Origin of the sequence: Collinsella sp. HCP28S3_E9 (genome assembly GCF_052065455.1) — a bacterium.
Taxonomy (GTDB): Bacteria; Actinomycetota; Coriobacteriia; order Coriobacteriales; family Coriobacteriaceae; genus Collinsella.
Map to the genome: position 1 here is coordinate 1 of NZ_JBQHTZ010000038.1, position 1,516 is coordinate 1,516.

Here is a 1,516-nt window from a genome sequence, read left to right on the forward strand (position 1 = left end):
CCAGCCCCAGCTCCCGGGTCGCCCGGTGAAGGCGAGGAAGAAGGGCGTGAAGGGAGCGAAGAGCGTTGCTGCCTAGGCTAGCCCCTTGTCACACAAACTACCGAAGCCTCTAAAAAAGCCGATAACACATAGGTTTTTTGACCTAATGCGTTATCGGCTCTGCGTCTATGCGTCTGGCACTTTTAATCATTTTTTTTGAATTTATTATATGTGTTAGCTAACTGTCCACAAGCCGCGTTAATCTCTCTGCCATGAGAAACTCTAATAGTAACTTCAAGTCCTGCTTGCTCTAATTGATGTTTGAATGCAACTATTTCCCGTTTCTGTGGTGCTTTAATTCTTGAATTGCTTGTTGGGTTGTATTGTAACACGTTAATCATAACTTTTTTGCCCCGAAACCATTTTGCAAGTTGTCTTACATCTGAGGGCCGGTCATTTATACCCGGTAAAAGCAAATACGCAAAGACAATTTTGCGATTATGCCTTTCAGAATAGGATAAGGCTTGCTTAACAACATCTTCAATAGCATATATGCGCATGTGAGGAATAATACGATTTCTTGCAGATTGTGTTGCTGCGTGTAAAGATATTGTCAACTGAATTTTAAGATGTTCCTCGCGCAATTTTTTTAATTGATCGACCGGACCAACTGTTGATATGGTAATGCCGTCGGTTGGAAAGTTAAGTCCATTTCTATCTCGAAGAATATGGATTGCTTTTATCAAGTTGTCATAATTGAATAAAGGCTCTCCCATACCCATAAAAACGATACGGTTTACTTTTCGACGCAACAATATAATCTGTTGTACGATTTCTGACGGTGTTAGATTACGAACAAAACCATTGCGTCCGGACTCACAAAAAATACAACCAACAGGACAACCGACTTGTGTGCTCACGCAAACAGTTCCACCATCTCGCCGCTTGATAAAAACCGTTTCAATGTATTTGTTGTCTTTCAGTTCGTAAACATACTTTTCAGTATCGCTACTTTTGCAAATATTTTTTACCAACATTGATAGATTTTTTTTGCGTGGTAATTGCTTATATAATTCTTCATATAAGGCTTTTGCTTCATTCTCGCCAATAACTTCCGACATTTCTTTGTAAGTAAATCCGTATGGATCATTCCGTACTTCCGCAGGCGTATATTTAGGTAAACGTTTCATTTTTATATCCTTTCTTCTAAATAATAAAAGTTTGTTTTTCTGTATTTTTGATTACAATCTCTAATTTTTCTACATCAATGATATGCGTCAATTTGCATTTAGGGCAGAAAAGAGGAAAATCTTTTAATACAGTATTATGAAATACTTGAACTCTCGTCTTTCCGTTACAAATCGGACATTTTATCCAATATTTTTTAAGCATTATATTTCACTCGTCCTTTTTACACAAAAAAATGGGCTCTTCGGTGGTTTCTGTGGGAGAGATTCCGGCATAGGCCCAGCTCAGCGGGCGAAAACAACGATCTGGAACTGAAACGGCCCCGGGAGGGGCCGTTTCCGCGTCATCC

The 1,516-nt window shown here is 39.3% G+C and carries 2 protein-coding genes; both read right to left on the reverse strand.

What is annotated here, in order from left to right; all coding sequences use genetic code 11:
• Positions 1-182 precede the first annotated feature (182 nt).
• Complete coding sequence (gene rlmN / locus ACTNA2_RS09045) at positions 183-1,169, reverse strand: 23S rRNA (adenine(2503)-C(2))-methyltransferase RlmN (protein WP_441049384.1); 987 nt, start codon at positions 1,167-1,169, stop codon at positions 183-185.
• 16 nt (positions 1,170-1,185) lie between these two features.
• Positions 1,186-1,371, reverse strand: a complete 186-nt coding sequence (locus ACTNA2_RS09050; protein ID WP_003431289.1) for a cysteine-rich KTR domain-containing protein — start codon at positions 1,369-1,371, stop codon at positions 1,186-1,188.
• Positions 1,372-1,516 lie beyond the last annotated feature (145 nt).